General features: G+C 50.1%; 16 protein-coding genes. 9 read left to right on the plus strand and 7 right to left on the minus strand.

The genetic code is table 11. The features are described 5' to 3' along the window. The first annotated feature begins 280 nt into the window (after window positions 1-280). Together J2I46_RS10425 and J2I46_RS10430 are read left to right on the plus strand one after the other, a co-directional pair. On the plus strand, window positions 281-1,888 hold the full coding sequence (locus J2I46_RS10425; RefSeq protein WP_207328936.1) for a WD40 repeat domain-containing protein: 1,608 nt from the start codon (window positions 281-283) through the stop codon (window positions 1,886-1,888). 361 nt (window positions 1,889-2,249) lie between these two features. Then, complete coding sequence (locus J2I46_RS10430) at window positions 2,250-3,401, plus strand: cysteine desulfurase family protein (protein WP_207328937.1); 1,152 nt, start codon at window positions 2,250-2,252, stop codon at window positions 3,399-3,401. Between the two features lie 69 nt (window positions 3,402-3,470). On the opposite strand, the gene J2I46_RS10435 is transcribed toward J2I46_RS10430, so the two are convergent. Together J2I46_RS10435 and J2I46_RS10440 are read right to left on the minus strand one after the other, a co-directional pair. Then, window positions 3,471-3,968, minus strand: coding sequence for a hypothetical protein (locus J2I46_RS10435; protein ID WP_207328938.1), 498 nt, complete (start codon window positions 3,966-3,968; stop codon window positions 3,471-3,473). 175 nt (window positions 3,969-4,143) lie between these two features. Then, a complete protein-coding gene (locus J2I46_RS10440) occupies window positions 4,144-4,737 on the minus strand; it encodes an NAD(P)H-dependent oxidoreductase (RefSeq protein ID WP_207328939.1) in 594 nt (197 codons plus the stop codon). Window positions 4,738-4,845: 108 nt separating this feature from the next. Here J2I46_RS10440 and J2I46_RS10445 point away from each other — a divergent pair, with 108 nt between their 5' ends. The 5 genes from J2I46_RS10445 to J2I46_RS10465 all read left to right on the plus strand — a co-directional run bounded on the left by J2I46_RS10445 (window position 4,846) and on the right by J2I46_RS10465 (window position 8,646). Next, window positions 4,846-5,688, plus strand: coding sequence for an SDR family oxidoreductase (locus tag J2I46_RS10445; RefSeq protein WP_207328940.1), 843 nt, complete (start codon window positions 4,846-4,848; stop codon window positions 5,686-5,688). A 115-nt stretch (window positions 5,689-5,803) separates the two neighbouring features. Beyond that, window positions 5,804-6,625: a toxin-antitoxin system YwqK family antitoxin gene (locus J2I46_RS10450; RefSeq protein WP_207328941.1), complete on the plus strand. Its 822-nt coding sequence runs from the start codon at window positions 5,804-5,806 to the stop codon at window positions 6,623-6,625. A 25-nt stretch (window positions 6,626-6,650) separates the two neighbouring features. Beyond that, complete coding sequence (locus J2I46_RS10455) at window positions 6,651-7,457, plus strand: toxin-antitoxin system YwqK family antitoxin (RefSeq protein WP_207328942.1); 807 nt, start codon at window positions 6,651-6,653, stop codon at window positions 7,455-7,457. 83 nt (window positions 7,458-7,540) lie between these two features. Further along, window positions 7,541-8,368, plus strand: coding sequence for a toxin-antitoxin system YwqK family antitoxin (locus J2I46_RS10460; RefSeq protein WP_207328943.1), 828 nt, complete (start codon window positions 7,541-7,543; stop codon window positions 8,366-8,368). A 35-nt stretch (window positions 8,369-8,403) separates the two neighbouring features. After that, window positions 8,404-8,646, plus strand: coding sequence for a hypothetical protein (locus tag J2I46_RS10465; protein ID WP_207328944.1), 243 nt, complete (start codon window positions 8,404-8,406; stop codon window positions 8,644-8,646). Between the two features lie 44 nt (window positions 8,647-8,690). On the opposite strand, the gene J2I46_RS10470 is transcribed toward J2I46_RS10465, so the two are convergent. Together J2I46_RS10470 and J2I46_RS10475 are read right to left on the minus strand one after the other, a co-directional pair. Then, on the minus strand, window positions 8,691-9,158 hold the full coding sequence (locus J2I46_RS10470; protein ID WP_207328945.1) for a RidA family protein: 468 nt from the start codon (window positions 9,156-9,158) through the stop codon (window positions 8,691-8,693). Between the two features lie 60 nt (window positions 9,159-9,218). Continuing rightward, complete coding sequence (locus J2I46_RS10475; RefSeq protein ID WP_207328946.1) at window positions 9,219-10,286, minus strand: DUF3500 domain-containing protein; 1,068 nt, start codon at window positions 10,284-10,286, stop codon at window positions 9,219-9,221. A gap of 124 nt (window positions 10,287-10,410) precedes the next feature. Here J2I46_RS10475 and J2I46_RS10480 point away from each other — a divergent pair, with 124 nt between their 5' ends. Together J2I46_RS10480 and J2I46_RS10485 are read left to right on the plus strand one after the other, a co-directional pair. Continuing rightward, the gene (locus tag J2I46_RS10480; protein ID WP_207328947.1) at window positions 10,411-11,463 is read left to right on the plus strand and encodes a methyltransferase; all 1,053 of its coding nucleotides are present in this window, start codon (window positions 10,411-10,413) and stop codon (window positions 11,461-11,463) included. Window positions 11,464-11,540: 77 nt separating this feature from the next. Then, window positions 11,541-11,981, plus strand: coding sequence for a hypothetical protein (locus tag J2I46_RS10485; RefSeq protein WP_229379678.1), 441 nt, complete (start codon window positions 11,541-11,543; stop codon window positions 11,979-11,981). A gap of 78 nt (window positions 11,982-12,059) precedes the next feature. On the opposite strand, the gene J2I46_RS10490 is transcribed toward J2I46_RS10485, so the two are convergent. The 3 genes from J2I46_RS10490 to J2I46_RS10500 form a co-directional block, all read right to left on the minus strand. Further along, complete coding sequence (locus tag J2I46_RS10490) at window positions 12,060-13,178, minus strand: trans-sulfuration enzyme family protein (RefSeq protein WP_207328948.1); 1,119 nt, start codon at window positions 13,176-13,178, stop codon at window positions 12,060-12,062. A 343-nt stretch (window positions 13,179-13,521) separates the two neighbouring features. Continuing rightward, a complete protein-coding gene (locus J2I46_RS10495; protein ID WP_207328949.1) occupies window positions 13,522-14,151 on the minus strand; it encodes a YceI family protein in 630 nt (209 codons plus the stop codon). Window positions 14,152-14,187: 36 nt separating this feature from the next. After that, window positions 14,188-14,652 carry a MarR family winged helix-turn-helix transcriptional regulator gene (locus J2I46_RS10500; protein WP_207328950.1) on the minus strand — a complete coding sequence of 155 codons (465 nt, stop codon included), beginning with the start codon at window positions 14,650-14,652 and terminating at the stop codon, window positions 14,188-14,190. Between the last annotated feature and the right edge of the window lie 10 nt (window positions 14,653-14,662).

Here is a 14,662-nt window from a genome sequence, read left to right on the forward strand (position 1 = left end):
CTGGGATGTCTTGATGTCAACTGGCAACAGCTGTGTTCCGTTCTACCGGGGAAGCATTTCAGACGTTTAATTTGCTTAATCAGACCATGCTTTACAGGCCTGTATCCAACTGATTTACAGTAGCTGAATGAACGTATAATCCTGATTTTTTGCCGTTAGAAGGCAAAAATATTGCTGTCAAACCTATTTATAAGTCCGAGATTACTTAGAAAAATTGCTTAGTTATTATCTGGTTGCGAATTTTAGGGCGATCACACGCCGTAAATAACTAGTGTAAGCTATGAAGTTCTATTTCTGTTGCCTATCATTACTAAGCACATTGGCAGCTCAGTCGCAAGACAAGCCAACTCATACGATAGCAGGGCTGATGGGAAGTAAAGCCTCTTTTTTGTCAAATCAGCACCTTTTTTACGTTGACAGCCGAGGTAATGGCATCAGCTATGACTTAAAAACAAAACAGGCTATCCAGGTGATTAGCGCTGGTCAGCTTTCAATTGGTAACAGACAAATTATTGCCAGTCCAGACGGCAGAAAGTTACTTGTTCATAAGCAAGAGGAGCCACAACTCATTGACCTCGATACCAAAACCATAGTAAGGACCTACCGGCATAATAGCCGCAGTGCGTCTGTTCTTGCCTTTAGCCATAGTGGAAACTATGTAGCAGCAGGTTTTTATAATGGTATGGTTTACGTTTGGCAAACAGATTCAGATGCACCTCTTACCCGGTGGGATGCTCATCCTAAAGCTGTAAGCGCACTTGTGTTTAGTCATGATGATGCTTTGATGGTGACGGGTAGCAATAGCAAACGCATCTGCATCAGAGAAGGTATAGATGGCCAAATTCAGACTGAATTGTCTGCTGGTGGCGAGGTCGATAAATTGTCTATATGTCGAGATAATACTCACTTGCTCAGCGTTGTAAGTGAACCTTTTGGAAGTCAGTGGACATCGCTATGGAATATAAAAACTAAAGAAGAGCTCATTAAACTTCCCGATGTGTCGATGGCCGTTTTTAGCCCGGATGGTAAACGTTTTGCAACCTATAACTGGACAACACGTGTCGTAAGCGTGTGGACCATCGCCAACCGACGCATAATCAGGGCCATTTCTGAAACTTGCGACCATCTTTATTTCAGCCCCACGGGCGATTATTTGATTACTCAGAATGAGGCTGCTATAAAAGCATGGCCAATGGGTAAGTTGCCCGCCTCTGAGAAAGAAATAACCAGAGCCACGGCCGTCTCGTTGGCACAATGGGAAGCATTGGGAGTTACTTATCCAACTGATGCGCAGGTTCAAACGAAATTGGCTGAGATGTTGGCCATTGATAGCAGGAGCATGGAGGAATGGGCGAAATTAGCAAAGCGTATTCCTGCACAAAAAGCACTTGCTGATAAGAAAGCCTTTGATCTGGTTGGTACCTGTAGCGTAAGAAATATTCAGTTATACCTGTCAGTTTTTCCGGCTGGGCAATATCGAAGCCTGGTGGCTGGCCGACTTAAAAAAGCAACTGCCTGTGAGGCAATGCAGGCAGCAAACCGATCTGGAGCGGCCTCATCGGGTTATAGTAGTTCGCGGACGGTTGCACCAGGTTTAGCTAATCATACTGACTGTGAGGCTTACGCCTACATCACGTTGATCAATGAGGATTCGATGGAGAAAGAATACCGACTTGAGTTCTATTATCGAAACTCTCTTCAGTCTACGCGAATTGGAAAAAGCATTGTGATTCGTAACCGAAAGGATGATAACCGTTGGGATGTACATACCGGATTCAGCGATGCTGAATCCTCTTACTCTGGTTTGGAACTGTTGATTAAAGATGCCTTTAACAAGCAGATAAAGCCCCTATCGGGATGCCGCACCTGGACGTACCTGGAGCGTTAACGTGTTAGCCGTGATTTAGAGAAAGTGAGAGAGATTGTGACTTGCTTTCTATAGCGACATGGTCAAAGCGCTCGAGTGCCTGGTTAGGCACTCGAACTGAACACTAAAATTGGCTAAAGCTCCAGTTACTGTATATAATGTGGATGCAAACCAGGCCATTTTATTTTTTAGTTGATCTGCCAATCTCCTGAATCAGGTTGCTTATGTCCGTTTCTTCTGTACCCTTGGCACATTGATTCACGAAAAGATGCACCAGAGACTGACTCTCAGCGTTTGGCCACTATCGCTGAACCCGGCTGGCCATTTTCGCGGTTAGACGGTAAGGCGTTCGTACTTTTGCCCAACGATTCTCATACAACCTATGCAACGCGTTTATTTCGATAATGCCGCCACTACCCGGCTCGATCCTGCTGTGCTGGAGGCCATGCTGCCCCTGATGCAGGATAATTTTGGTAACCCTTCATCTATTCACGGCCACGGCCGCGTGGTGCGATCGGCGGTTGAAAAGGCGCGCAAAACCGTAGCCTCTCTCCTGAACGCAGCCCCTGCCGAAATCTTCTTTACCTCGGGCGGAACGGAAGCTGACAATACGGCTATTCAGGGGAGCATCGATACCTACGGCATCACCCACGCCATCACCTCACCGCTGGAACACCACGCGGTGTTGCACACGCTGGAATACCTGGCCAAAACGGGGAAGATCAAACTCAGCATGCTGCGGGTAGACGAACGCGGCCGCCTGGATTATGAGCAGCTGGGTACGTTGCTCAACGCAAATCCGAACTCGCTGGTATCGCTGATGCATGGTAATAATGAAATCGGTAATCTGCTGGATATGAATCTGGTAGGTGAGCTATGCCGGGAGTATGGAGCTGTCTGGCATTCAGATACCGTGCAAACCATGGGGCATTACCGGCACGACGTTCAAGCGCTGAAAGTTGATTTCCTGGTGGGGGCTGCCCATAAATTCCACGGACCCAAGGGAGTCGGCTTCCTGTATGCCCGCCCAACTGACCGCCCCGCCATTCATCCGTTTATTCACGGTGGTTCGCAGGAACGCAACCGGCGTGGTGGGACCGAAAACGTGTATGGCATTGTAGGGCTGGCCAAAGCCCTGGAAATTGCTTACGCTGAGATGGCCGAGCACCGGCAACATATCGAATTCCTGAAACAGCGGATGATCAAGCAGCTTCAGGCCGCTATTGGCGATGTGCGTTTCAACGGTGAATCGGCTGATCTGGATAAGAGCCTGTATACGGTCTTGAGCGTGAGCCTGCCCGCAACCGACATGAGCGACATGCTGCTGTTTAACCTCGATATTGCCGGTATTTCGGTGTCGGGCGGGTCGGCCTGCTCGAGCGGGTCAGATGTGGGTTCGCATGTGCTGGGTGCACTGCCAGGCCTGAATCCTGACCGGGGAAATATTCGCTTCTCGTTTGGCAAGTACAATACCGCCGACGAAGTTGATTTCGCTGTGTCGAAAGTAGCCGAGATGTACGCTATGAACGTTTAAACGAACGAGGGGGCCTTGCCAAACAACCAAAACGGTGTGCGGCAAGGCCCCCTCCCTATATAACACTAGCTAGCTTTTAACCCAGGTGCCTTTTGATGGTAACGCTAGTTTGGCAGCCCGCCAGTTCAGAGCAATAAAAATGCCGGCTGCCACCAGAATCACCTCCGTAAGAACATACTGGACTATCAGCGTTTTGGTGTAAAACAGAGACAAAAGCAGCTCATTCGAGAAAAAGATAAACGGCACCAACGCACCGACCAGCTGAACAGCGAGCAGCCATACGCCAAACCGCAATGAGCGGCTATTCAGAAAACATAGCCCGGTAATGCACTCAAGCAATGCAACAATGTTGGTTGCAGAATCGCCCGATACCAATCCGCCAGTCAGCAAATTGGCGGTGAGATCTTCAACAGGGGTGCTGCCGAAAACAAACTTTATCAGTCCGAATTCCAGAAAAACGACACCGGTGAACAGGCGCAAAAGGGTGCTGCTGTGATCGACCAGCCATCGGTTGAACGTTAGGTCGAACTGATTGAAACGGGCGAAAAACGTATTTAGAGCCTTCATATTATCAAACTACGGTGTACTGCACTATACCTACGCAGTAAGTATTATAAAAGATTTACCGTTTGATCAGTTCCACATACTAAACAGGGTCAATTTGTTGTTGTAGCAACCAGCGCGCTACCGGGCTCTATTCCTGAACACGTACCCGGGCTAGTTACCAATGTCTGGAACGTACCTAAACGTCGACAGTGACACCATGCCACCGTTGGGCAACGGTGAGCGTGTAATCGATAAAAGCGCGGGCGGTGCGGTCGTACACTTCGTGACCAATAAACTGGCCATCAGCATCCAGATTTTTATCTGTTTCATGCGATTCGTACAGCTTTGGCGAAATGATCGAGAAATTATTGGTAAAGCTGATGACCTTGTTCAGCACCGTTGTCATATCGAGTGCAGGCTGACGACCGCCACGACCGTTTGACGTACCGATCATCGCAAACACCTTGTTCTCGAATAGCTGCTTGAAAGCTGGTCCACCGAGTGAATTGAAGGCATTGATAATTTGTGGCGTGGCGGTCCAGTTGTATTCAGGTGAGGCGAAGAAGACCAGATCAGCTTCACCCCAGGCTGTAATGAACGCCTGCTGAAACGACGTCAATGCATCGGGCTTTATCCAGGCCGTACCAACAAAAGGGAGGTCATAATCCACAAAATCGATAACGGTTACCTCGTGCTGGCCACTTTCCAGCAAGATGTTCTGGGCAAATTTGCAGAACCGAAGGGTATTGCTGTTAGCACGGGGAGAGGTAGAAATAATAGCAATTCTCATAGTAAACGTAGTGTTCGGGGCATCCGGGAAAAGCCCGGAGCTGTCGGTAAAGAAAACCACACCGTCAGACAGATAGTTTACGTACGGTAAGTCAATCCAACATAGACCATGACAGCATCACGAATCTGCGTTATTACTGGGGCGAACTCAGGTATTGGTAAAATCACAGCGCAGGAACTGGCCCGCAAAGGCTTCGGTATTGTTATGCTCTGCCGCAACCTCGATAAAGCCCGCCCTGTGCAGCAGCAAATTCAGGCCGCAAACCCGACCGTCATCATTGACCTGATCCAGTGCGATGTGGCCAGTATGGCCTCTGTCCGCGCGGCGGCCAAACAGATACAGGATCGGTATGACCACATCGACGTGCTGATCAACAATGCCGGTTTATACATTGATAAAGAGCAGTATTCGCCCGATGGATATGAACTGACTTTTGCCACCAATCACCTCGGCGCTTTTCTACTGACAAACCTGCTGCTCGGCCTGCTCCGCAAAGGACAGGATGCCCGCGTGGTAACGGTATCGTCGGAGGCACATCGACTGGCAGGTACGTTCCGGATCGATGAACTGGCCCGGCCAAAATCTTATGGTGCTATGAAGGCCTATGGGAAATCTAAACTGTGTAATATATTGTTTGCCAACGAATTAGCTAACCGACTAATGGATGATGGCATTACCTCGAACAGTTTACATCCCGGAACCGTAAGTACTAATTTCGCGGCCGATTCGGGCGCCGTTTTCGGCGCTATACTCAGTCTGGCCCGGCCGTTCCTGAAAACGCCGGAACAGGGCGCAGCTACCAGTATTTTTCTGGCTGCTTCGCCGCAGGTTAACCACGTTACAGGACTGTATTTCGACGATAGCAAGCCGAAAACGCCAACCAAAGACGCGCAGAACAACTTCTACGCCAAACGCCTGTGGGACATGAGTACCGAATTGGCAGGCCTATAATAGACGTGTAAAGGTGGACGGTGACCGGGCCAACAGCTTGTATTAAAAATGAGCGAACAGATGAGTAGGATGCCGAAAAATGTGTAGGTTAACTTTCCTTTCAACCACCAGAAAAATGGGCTTTTCATTGTCACTAACCTACTGCTTCCTGTCGGCGAGCCTGTTGCTGATGGGTCACCGGCTACCAGCTCAGCCAGTTGCCAAACAATCTGAATTTGCGGTTACCGAGTACGAGCATCACGATAAATATTTTGAGCAAATCACTTACGTTGGCAAACGGAAAGATCACTTTATCGTGAATACGTACCTGAAAGACAGTACGTTGTACCGAATTGACAACTACCGGTACATTGATCAGGGCAACTTGATTGGGGTGCTGGCCGTACGGCACGGCCCGTCGAAAATTCTGTACGATGACGGCCGGCTATACTTAACCTGCGATTACAACATGAATGTGCTCAACGGCGCATTCATTGTTTACTACAACGACGGTTCAATAAAAAGGCGGGAGTTGTATAAAAACGGAACGCTGAAAAAAAGCGTGTGCTACGACCCCGATGGTGCCGAACAGGTCTGCGAGCCCTTTTATCAGCAGATTAAATTCATGGGCAATGAAAAAGAACTGACCGAGTACCTGATAAAAAGCCTGGTGCCTGTGCTTGATGGAACGTCACTCCGGTTGTTTCCTGTAAAATTGGTAGTGAACGATATTGGGCAAATCATTGAGGTGGTGAGTGAAGTGGGTCGTGATAATGCTAAAGTCGCAGCCAGTATAAAACGGATCGTGCAGGAAATGCCCCGCTGGCGAGAGAACGAATCGAACTGGAAACCCGCGACTATGGATGGTAGCCCCGTTTCAGGCGTGTGGGTAATGCAGGTATACCGCGACCGGAATTTTTTGCAGGTAAGTCTGCCGCATAGCGCCCGTTCCAATTAAGCGAAGGCTACTTTCTGGAAATAAAATGACATTATTTATACGCATCTCTGCTTACCTGCACCTGTTTTTTTTTGCTTGCTTTTACACAATTGTCAACGCTCAGACTGATCGTACCGTTTCTGATTTATCGGTGATCGAGTATCAAAGCCATGACGATTATTACGAACGAATAATTTATGTAGGTAAGAAGAAAGATCGGTTTATTGTTGAGACTTATCTGGCAGATAGTACACTCTATCGGATCGATAATTACAGGTTCATTGATCAGGGGGTTAATTTTGGTTTTCTGGCCGTCAGACATGGCCCTGCTAAGATTTTATATAACAATGGTAAACTGTATGTGACCTGTGATTATAATATGAACAAACTGAGTGGTCCATTTATCGTCTATTATCCCGACGGGGCCATAAAAAGAAGGGAGTTATACCGAAATGAAACCGTAAAAAAAAGCGTGTGTTACGATACGGATGGCGGGGAGTTTATGTGTGAGCCCTTCTATCAAAGGATTTATTTTAAGGGGAATCCACGAGAACTAAAGGCTTATTTAGATAAAAAATTACAGCCAATTTTAGATAGTAACCTATCGTTTATCGTAACGTTTGAGCTGATTATTAACGAGATAGGTCAGGTTGTTGACGTGAAAATGGGTGCCGGGCGAAGCAGCACTGCCGTGGCGGCCGCTATCAGGAAGATGGTGCAGGAGATGCCTCGCTGGCATGAAAATGAATTGAATTGGAAGCCTGCCAATATGGATGGTGTAGCTGTTCCTGGCAAATGGCTCGTGCAGGCTAACTGGGAACGGAGTGCCTGGCGCGTTAGCTTTCCATTCTGATTCTGGCCGGTGTAGATTTAGTACTGAAACCAGACGTCAACGGCTTGTCGATAAGGTAACGGATAGTTCGTCAGATATAGGTAATGAAACTGTATCATCACAAAACATCGATCGTTTTTACATGGCTGTTTCTCATCATAGGTTTACCGGTGATGGCGCAGCGCGGGTTACCGACGAACCCATTTATTTCTGACGATTATCAAAGTCATGCCGGATATTATGAGCGTATTGTTTATCTGGAAAAGAAGAAAAATAAGTTTATTGTTGAGACCTACCTGGCTGATAGTACGTTATATAGTATAACTTCATTTACGTACGACAAACCGAAATTTATTTGGCAGGAACAGATAGATGGTCAGGGGCCTGTTAGAAACGGACTGACTAAAATTATGTATCCTGGTGGAGGACTCTATTTGTCCTGTATGTATAAACTGGATTACCTGAATGGTGCGTTTCTGGTATTTTATCCGAACGGCACCATAAAACGAAGAGAATTATACCAGAAAGGCAACCTGAAAAAGAGCACCTGCTATGATGCGGCCGGCGGAGAGATAAATTGCGAAGCGTTTTTTCAGCTGCCTGAGTTCGCTGGTGACCCAGCCAGGCTAACGCGCTATTTCGAGGAAAACCTGCTGCCTATAATCAACAAACATGTGTTGCTGGGCGAGATCAGGGTGATCATAAACGAAATTGGGCAGGTTACCGGGGTGGAATTGTATACCGCCCGGCAAGACTTGGCAGTATCGGCTGCTATTCAGACCGTGATACAGGAGATGCCTCGCTGGCGGGAGAACGAGTCGAACTGGAAACCGGCCCGGATGGATGGGGTTCCAGTACCGGGTAGCTGGATTATACGCGCCTACCGGGACGGTCGTTTTTTACGCCTAAGCTTTCCCGGATCAAGAACGTAGGCCAGATCACACTATCTCGAACGTCCCAAACCGTGATGAACGTCGTATTTAAAGTGGATAAATTCGACGATGTCGATGCCCATAATCCAGCTAATCAACTGACACTGTTTAAACTCGATGTGCCCGATTCGCCCCATTGGCAAACGCTCCGACTGGTCAAGACAGTTGGTATGACCGGTACCAAAGTGAGTCCGTATGAATTAGTGCCTACTGTAACAACCGACTATTTTCAATACGTTTTTGTCATAAAAAATTTGCCTTGCGTTGGGGCAAAATAGAACGTACCTGGGCCTGTATGCCAGGTACGTTTCCGGAATCGTATCTACACGTTCAGTTCAAACATCGCTTCAATTTCCACGGAGATATTGTTGGGCAGCGATCCCATGCCAACGGCACTTCGCACGCCGATCCCGTTTTCTTCGCCCCAAACGGTCGCAAATAGTTCGCTACAGCCATTGATGACTTTAGGGTGTTGCTCGAAGTCGTCAACGGCGTTTACCATCCCCAGAATCTTGATTACCCGTTTAACCCGGTTCAGGCTACCGAGTGTTGCTATCAGCGTTGATAAAATGGCGAGGCCTGTCTGGTGCGCAGCAGCAACGCCATATTCAATGTCTACTTCAGCACCAACACGGCCAGTCATCAGGCTGCTGTCGGCGCAGTAAGGGCCGTGGCCGGATACGTAGATGAAATGCCCAACAATCAGGCTCGGTTTATAAACCCCTTTGGGCGTAGGCGCTGGCGGAAGTTCGAAAGCCAGCGCGGCAAAGTTTTCGTCTGGTGTCAGCATACAGGTCGGGAGTCATAGTGCTAAACAATGGGTTGCACAATGGCATGTCCCAACGTATGATCAATGCTTTGCTTCGAGGTAGTGACGCTTCAGGAGGTCGTCGCCGAAGTCGTTGCCTTTTTCGCGGAGGATGGCGTGGATGTGGTTGCCATCGTTTTGAAAACCAACGTTATCGTACTCGATCAGGAAGTCGGGGCCGTTGATGATGTAATAGTGTGGCTTGTTGTTTTCAAGGCTACCTACCCAGGCGAAATACACCTTGTCGAGGCCCGATTTCATGATCTTGCCAAACAGCTGATGTGCCTTCTGGTGTTCGAAATTGTGGGTATATTCCTGAATCAGCATGGTCAGGATGTCTTTCTGATCGGCCGTAAACTGGCTGGCCGGAATACCGTAATAGCTTGTAATACGCTGACTTCCCTGCGGCGAGGTGATAATGTCTTTGGGTACGTCCTGCTTCAGCATCGCCACCGTTCTCTGCGCATCGGTCAGGGCATTGATCAGCAGAAAACCGTAATCTTCTTCCTTGCTCAACACCCGTAAACCCGCATATTTTCCTGACTTGACCTCTGACGGATCTGTGCCGATGAAATAAGGCGACATGGAGATGGTTTGTCCGTCGGAGGTAAGGCTGATGGCCATGTGATGCCCGCCGAAATTAAGTCCCCAGGCCTCGCCCGTTTGCGGCTTTCCCCAAATAGATATGAAATAATTACCATGCGCCCACTTCATGTTCTGCATCATAGTGAGCATGCGCTGATCAATCTGTCCGCTATCGAAAGCCTGCTGGTAGAGGGTATTCAGAATATCGTCTAGTTGCATCAGACTTGTTGTTTTCAGATACCCCTGCGAACTCAGCATAGCCGATAAAACCCGATGAAAGGCCAGCCTGCTCTGGTCAGACAACGTACCGTAGGCGATACCCGGCCGCGGAACAAGCCCTACAGGCAGATTGGTCCACTTGTAGCGTAATGAATCGGTGAACGCATAGTGCGTCTTTTGCCGCTCTTCGGCCGACAACGTACCCAGAAACCGGCTTGCCGACTCCATAATGACTTTTGCTGACTGGGCGAAGCCAGTGAACGATAGGAGCGAGCAGAGCAGGAGCAGGGATAGGGTACGTTTCATGCGTTTTCCGGATTAGTAACTAGCGTTGTAGTAAGGAGGTCGGCTGGGTAAGTTACTCACACCGCTCAGGGCCGATAAAGGCACGTTATCTTTACGAATCAATCTGGATTGATTCGCAACCGTTATGTTTATTTCCTCTCAACCCGACCCGGCACCCATCACCCGTCAGCTTCGGGCCATGTTTGGTTCACGGCTTTTACTGGCCGCCATTCATCATCTGAACGTATTCGAGACGCTCGGCAACGGCCCATTGTCGCTGGCTGAACTCAGTGATAGGCTATGCCTGGCCGAACGCCCGGCAATGGTTCTCTTTCCGGCGCTCTGTGCCATGGAACTGCTTGATTACGACCAGCAGGGAAGGCTGCAAATAACCGACCTGGGCCACTACGTAACGCAAAGCCAGACGCCGAACCTGACGGGCTACACCGGCCTGGAGAAAGACGATCCAGGGGCGGTTGAGATGGCTCAATTTCTTCGAAATGATGGCCCGTTGGCCTCTCCACAGGGCATTTCGTTCGTGAAAGAAGGTGACGGACCATCGCCGATGGATGATACGGAACTGGCCCGAAAATTCACGCTGGGGCTGGCTGGCCGTGCGCAACTGCTTTCACCCATTGTGGCGGCCAACCTCCCGAAGCGTACCGGCCATTTGCTCGATGTGGCCGGGGGCTCAGGCTTCTACACCTACGAGTGGCTGTTGGCTAACCCGACCTCAACGGCAACCCTGTTCGACCGTCAGGCTGTGTTGGCGGTAGCTGCTGAGTTGCTCGACCAATTTGCGGCCAGTGGACGGCCAGGCGTTGCCAGTGTTCGGTCACGCGTAACGTTTCAACCCGGCGATATGCTGACCGATGACCTTCCCCAAACGGATCTGCTGCTGGCCGCCAGCCTGTTTCACGACTGGCCAACGTCAACCTGTCGGCAACTGGCCCATCGGTTTGCGGCTACCCTTCGCCCTGGTGGTGAAATCTGGGTGCATGATACGTTTCTGAACGACACGCTCGATGGTCCATTGGCGGCTACCGATTATTCAGCCCAACTGTTCTGGGTAACAAAAGGGCGTTGTTACAGCCGGGCCGAGTACCAGAGCTGGTTCGCCGAAGCCGGACTCACGCCTTTACCCGACGCCATTCCCACCAAACTGGATTACGGATTGATCGGAGCGCGTAACGGGTAGGCTAGGCTGCCGGTGGAGCCAGTAGGTAAGCCGAAAGGCTGTTAAAACCGTAGGTAAGTCAATTGGGTTACTACCCTATGAACAACAAATTCGTTACCCTGGCCAAACGACTGCTGAGCCAGGCATCGCACGCAGTTCAAATGTGTGCGCTTGCGCTGATGGCCTGCCTGTTTGCCCTGATGATGGCCTGCACCACTGACCGCACCAGCCTGGCAGACGGACAGAAACTTCGGCTGAACGTGGGCGACATCCAGGAAGTAACCATAAATACCCGCGCCGACACGACCTGGCAACTCGCCGCCACATCTGATAATCAGGAAGTGGTTGACGTATCGCGCAAACAGACAATGACGTCAACCGGCAGCGGTTCGGCGTCTGTTCAAGCGAGACGAGCCGTTTTTCTGATCAAAGGTGTTACAGCCGGTACAGCCCGGGTGGTGTTTACGGAAAAGCAAGCTGGCGCAAACGGTGATGGGCAACTAAAGAAAACCTACGTCGTAACCGTTACCAGTAAGTGATGCGGGGCGCTTGATTAAAAGCAGAGAGTCTGGATTCTGGGGTTGAACTTGCAACCCCAGAATCCAGACTCTCTGCTTTTAATCAAGCGCCCGCTTCAGGTCAAAGATCAGATCGTCGGCATGTTCCAGGCCGATCGACATACGGAGTAGGTTGGGTGGTGTTTGGCTGGTAGGGCCCTCAACGCTGGCCCGGTGCTCGATCAGGCTTTCAACACCGCCAAGACTAGTGGCGCGGGTAAACACCTGCACTTTAGCCGCCGTCCGAATGGCTTCGTCGGCACCACCACGTACCTGAACAGACAGCATGGCACCGAAACCGGTCATCTGTTTTTTAGCCAGTTCATGGCCGGGGTCAGTAGGCAGGCCGGGGTAATGAACGGCCTCTACGTTGGGGTGCGTAGCCAGGAATTCGGCTACTTTTCCCGCTGTTTCACTCTGCAACCGAATCCGGGCTGCCAGGGTTTTAATGCCCCGCAATACTAGCCAGCACTCGAATGGCGACGGTACGGCACCACCAACCGACTGGAGCCGACGAATACGCTGATACAGGGTGCCATCTTCTTTGAAGACCAAGGCACCACCCAGCACATCGGAGTGCCCGCCAAAATATTTGGTCGTGGCGTGCATCACTACATCACAACCCAGATCGAGCGGCCGTTGCAGAATAGGGGTGGCCCAGGTATTATCGCACACACAGATGGCACCGCCCGCGTGGGCAATGTCGGCCAGTGCGCGAATATCAACAATTTTCAGCAGCGGATTCGAGGGCGTTTCGAGCCAGATCACCCGTGTATTGTCGTGCATGGCGGCACGTACCTGATCCAGATCGGTCATGTCGACGCGGGTGTAGGTAAGGCCCCAGGGGTGCATCAGTTCTTCAAGCAGGGCGGGCGTTCCGTAATAGGCATCGGTAGGCACCAGTACATGATCGCCGGGAGCCAGCGCCAGAAACAGGTTCATGGTAGCCGCCTGACCCGAGGCGTAGGTCGTGGAGGCAAAACCCCCTTCCAGGGCGGTCAGGCTGCGTTCAAGGGCATCGCGGTTCGGGTTGGCGTTGCGAGCATACAGATAGCCGTGCTTGAATGTACCATCGGCATCGCGTTCGTAGGTTGTCGACAGGTAAATGGGCGGTGCCAGTGCACCAGCATTACGGTCGTAATAATGCGTTGAGAGTAACGCAATCGTTTCGGGCTTCATGATTGCAAACTAATAGAAAAAGCGCATTTGCGGCTGCTTATCCGACGAGTAGTTAGCTACCAGATATACAGAATAGGTTCCGTTTACTCAGTATACCCGTTCTGGCAGAAAAGAATAGTCGTAGTATCCGGTTGTAAAGACAGATAAACAAAGTGGCTAAACAAGTGGAAAGAGTCGTTTCGTCGGTGTGGGTTTGGGGTATCGCGGGCCTGCTTTCGCTGCTGGCACTGGCGGTATGGCTACTCTGGCTTTTGTGGCGAACCAACAGAAAACTGTAGGCCCAAAAAAAGCCCCGACATTGGCCGGGGCTTGGTTTCAGCAACCATGTAAGGGTAAACCGAAATTATTTCGTAGCAGCCAGCTTCATGTCAACGGTGAAGTCGTCATAAATGGCTTTGTCACCAATGTTCTCGAAGAACGATTTCGATCCGTAACGGATATCGTATTTCGTCCGGTCGAGTGTGGCCTTACCGGTAGCCGTGATCTGATTGCCGGCAACTTTTACCGTGGCCGGGAATGTAACCGCGTTGGTGATGCCTTTGATAGTCATGTTGCCCGTGATATCATACAACTCACCCCCCTTTGGCGTCACTTTTGTGATTTTGAAGGTCGACGTTGGGAATTTAGCGGTGTTAAAGAAATCTTCCGATTTCATGTGGCCGATAAACTTGTCGTTGTAGCCCTTGTCGGTCAGGTCGGTACAGGTAATGCTGTTCATGTCGAACGTAAACTGCCCGCCCGTTACTTTGCTGCCGTCAACCACAAACGCACCATCCTGTACTTTAATGTTGCCCGAGTGTTCGCCGGTTACTTTTTTGCCATTCCACGATAACGTGCTTTTCGCTGCATCAATTTTGTAAGTAGTTGCTTTAGGGGCAACAGCTTTGGTCGTCGATTTGCCTGGGCCAGTGAATGCGGTAGTTGCAGTTAGAGCGAGAGCGGCAAAGCCAGCCAGAATCAGGTTGTTTTTCATTTGAACTGTGTATTATATAGTGAATAAACTTGGTAATTAATCGTCGGTGGCCACGCTGCGGAAGTCGTTCAGCATGGCGTTCAGCTCGTCGGCTTTCAGACCTTCGTATGCTTTAAACTGGAGTTCCCAATTATCTTGCGCTTCATCAATTTTTTTGAGCAGCGCCAGCCCCTTTTCGTCGATCAGAACATCAACGGCGCGGCGGTCGCTGGGGCATTCGGTCCGGAGCACAAGCTTCTTGCTGACCAGTTTGTCGACCAGCCGCGAGGCGTTCGACATCTTATCCATCATTCGTTCTGTGATGTCGTTGATCTTCACGGGCTGGGGATGTTGACCCCGAAGAATCCGTAACACATTATATTGCGGTACGGTGAGTCCAAAAGGCTTGAGTAGGCGCATCTGACTGTCGCACAGCCAGTTGTTGGTGTACATCAGGTTCACGATCAGCCGGTGGAGCGGTGATTTGAACTGCGACTGTTTTATTTCCTCTTCAATTTTCATGTGCGTAGGT

The sequence above is a fragment of the Fibrella forsythiae genome (genome assembly GCF_017353175.1).
GTDB lineage: Bacteria > Bacteroidota > Bacteroidia > Cytophagales > Spirosomataceae > Fibrella > Fibrella forsythiae.

Coding starts and splice junctions, on each gene's coding strand:
- J2I46_RS10480 (WP_207328947.1), top strand. CDS start 10,411: ATGTTTATTTCCTCTCAACCCGACCCGGCACCCATCACCCGTCAGCTT.
- J2I46_RS10490 (WP_207328948.1), bottom strand. CDS start 13,178: ATGAAGCCCGAAACGATTGCGTTACTCTCAACGCATTATTACGACCGT.
- J2I46_RS10455 (WP_207328942.1), top strand. CDS start 6,651: ATGACATTATTTATACGCATCTCTGCTTACCTGCACCTGTTTTTTTTT.
- J2I46_RS10500 (WP_207328950.1), bottom strand. CDS start 14,652: ATGAAAATTGAAGAGGAAATAAAACAGTCGCAGTTCAAATCACCGCTC.
- J2I46_RS10450 (WP_207328941.1), top strand. CDS start 5,804: ATGGGCTTTTCATTGTCACTAACCTACTGCTTCCTGTCGGCGAGCCTG.
- J2I46_RS10440 (WP_207328939.1), bottom strand. CDS start 4,737: ATGAGAATTGCTATTATTTCTACCTCTCCCCGTGCTAACAGCAATACC.
- J2I46_RS10430 (WP_207328937.1), top strand. CDS start 2,250: ATGCAACGCGTTTATTTCGATAATGCCGCCACTACCCGGCTCGATCCT.
- J2I46_RS10435 (WP_207328938.1), bottom strand. CDS start 3,968: ATGAAGGCTCTAAATACGTTTTTCGCCCGTTTCAATCAGTTCGACCTA.
- J2I46_RS10470 (WP_207328945.1), bottom strand. CDS start 9,158: ATGCTGACACCAGACGAAAACTTTGCCGCGCTGGCTTTCGAACTTCCG.
- J2I46_RS10465 (WP_207328944.1), top strand. CDS start 8,404: ATGAACGTCGTATTTAAAGTGGATAAATTCGACGATGTCGATGCCCAT.
- J2I46_RS10495 (WP_207328949.1), bottom strand. CDS start 14,151: ATGAAAAACAACCTGATTCTGGCTGGCTTTGCCGCTCTCGCTCTAACT.
- J2I46_RS10460 (WP_207328943.1), top strand. CDS start 7,541: ATGAAACTGTATCATCACAAAACATCGATCGTTTTTACATGGCTGTTT.
- J2I46_RS10475 (WP_207328946.1), bottom strand. CDS start 10,286: ATGAAACGTACCCTATCCCTGCTCCTGCTCTGCTCGCTCCTATCGTTC.
- J2I46_RS10485 (WP_229379678.1), top strand. CDS start 11,541: ATGAACAACAAATTCGTTACCCTGGCCAAACGACTGCTGAGCCAGGCA.
- J2I46_RS10425 (WP_207328936.1), top strand. CDS start 281: ATGAAGTTCTATTTCTGTTGCCTATCATTACTAAGCACATTGGCAGCT.
- J2I46_RS10445 (WP_207328940.1), top strand. CDS start 4,846: ATGACAGCATCACGAATCTGCGTTATTACTGGGGCGAACTCAGGTATT.